Genomic DNA, 1,922 nt, shown 5'->3' on the forward strand with positions numbered 1-1,922 from the left:
GGTCGCCATCAATCAGGAATTGGTACATAATTCGGAAGCAGCGAAAAAGAACGTACCAGTTCGTTAGACGTTCTCCCAGTTGATGTCAGCGTCTGAGTCGTAGTACGGTTGCCAGCCGTCGTATCGCTGGTAGAGCCCGGTAAAGAGGTTCTTGCCCGGTCCGGTGACTCGGACGGATTCCGGCGGCGTAACGCCCATGTAGACGTAACAGTCCCGAATCTGGCACTTCAGGTTGTGCACTGCGTACTCCTGGAGCGCCTCCATCGACTCGGGCTCGTGGGGCACTAACTCCAGTTCGGCGTCCGGCCCACGGTCGAGGNGGTTGTGCACTGCGTACTCCTGGAGCGCCTCCATCGACTCGGGCTCGTGGGGCACTAACTCCAGTTCGGCGTCCGGCCCACGGTCGAGGGCGGGCTTGCCGTTGAATTCGCCGTAAATTTCGTCGCCGATCTCCCACTTGACGTGCAGCTCCGAGGTCGTCTCGATCCACTGCTCGGGTGCGAGCGTCTGGAGTTCACCGCCACCAAAGCCGTGCTCGGTAGCCAACGCCGAGAGTTCGTCGGTGATGGCCGCAACGTCGCCGCTTCCCGTGATTGATTCGGCTTCCTCGAGATACTCCTGGACGGTCTCGTCTTGAAGCTGCTCGATTAGGTCCGCCTCGGCAGTCTCGTCCAGGCCGAGGAAAATCTCCGTCGTGTAGTAGTAGAAGACATCCTCGGTGTAGAGGTCATCCGGGATTTCGATGGCTGGATCCTCGTCTTCGTGATGGTGGCGGAACTGCTGGTAGAAGTCACCGAAGTACTCTTCGAACGTCTCAGTGTCCATCGCTGCGACGATCAGTGCGACGAGCGTAATGCGGTCGGGGTCTTTCTGCAGTGAAATCGTCGGGTAGCCACATTCCTTGTGGGCGTAGTACTTGGCGTACTGCTGGGCCTGTGTTACGTTGCGTACGCCGTCAGGAGACCGTTCACTTGGCACGTCTGGGTAGCCGTCTTGTTCATGAATATGGATCTCGCCGTACTTGTCGATCGAGAGTTCGTGTTCAGTGCTATTATTGTCAACTACACGAACGCCGATACGCTGTTGACCCTTGTGAATAGTTTCATCGAAGATGGTAGCTTCCATAATTAGTCCCCTCCGTGAACATCTTCGATGCTCTCTTCACCGGCACCAGTCTTGCCGGCGACCAGATCGGCCACCCTATCCACAAACGCCTCCTTGCCTGCCAGTGCCTCGGCGAGGGCGTCGTTACTGGCGATCTTCTCGGCGAAGTCCTCGCTCTGGGCGAGTTTCGTTTCCACGGTCTCGGCGACAACTTCGGGCGTGGCACCACCACCCTGTGAGAGCGCAGCGTCNGACGAGGCGACCACCGGGAGGACATCGGCCAGCGCCGTCGGGTCGCTGGCACCGAGGCCAATCATGGTGGCGACGCCAGCACCGCCGGCGGCCAGCCGTTTCAGCAGGCCCTTACCACCACCTTTGGCGAACTCCGCTCCCGCCGACTGCTCGGCTGCCGCCTCGATCTCGGCGAGTGACTCCCCGTCGAGGTCCTGTTCGAGTGACTCCTCAAATTCCTCGCGGGCAGTTTCGATCTCTTTGATCGTCTCGTCGTGGCGACCGACCGTCTCTCGCAGGTCGCNAATGTTCTTCGCGTTGCTCGCGGTGACTGCCTTCGAAGTCCGCTGGACGTGCACGTCAGTTCCCATCCGGTTGACGACCAGCGGCTCCTTGCCCGACAATGCCTGCTCGGCTGCTTCGTCGGCCTCGCGCTCGAGTTGTGGATCTGGATCGATTTCGAGATCAGCGCCCTCCTTGGGCATCATGGAGATGGACGCACCGCCGTTCTGCTGTTTGACGTGCGCCAGCTCGTGGGCCAGCAGATGCTGGCCTTCCGAACTCTCAGTATCGTACTCGCCCGAATT

Annotated in this window: 1 pseudogene; it reads right to left on the minus strand. The window is 59.9% G+C overall.

Annotation, left to right across the window (positions count from 1 at the left end):
- Positions 1–1,673 precede the first annotated feature (1,673 nt).
- Positions 1,674–1,922: pseudogene (locus C482_RS22965) on the minus strand (eCIS core domain-containing protein); the annotation flags it as partial.

The sequence above is a fragment of the Natrialba chahannaoensis JCM 10990 genome (assembly GCF_000337135.1).
Taxonomy (GTDB): domain Archaea; phylum Halobacteriota; class Halobacteria; order Halobacteriales; family Natrialbaceae; genus Natrialba; species Natrialba chahannaoensis.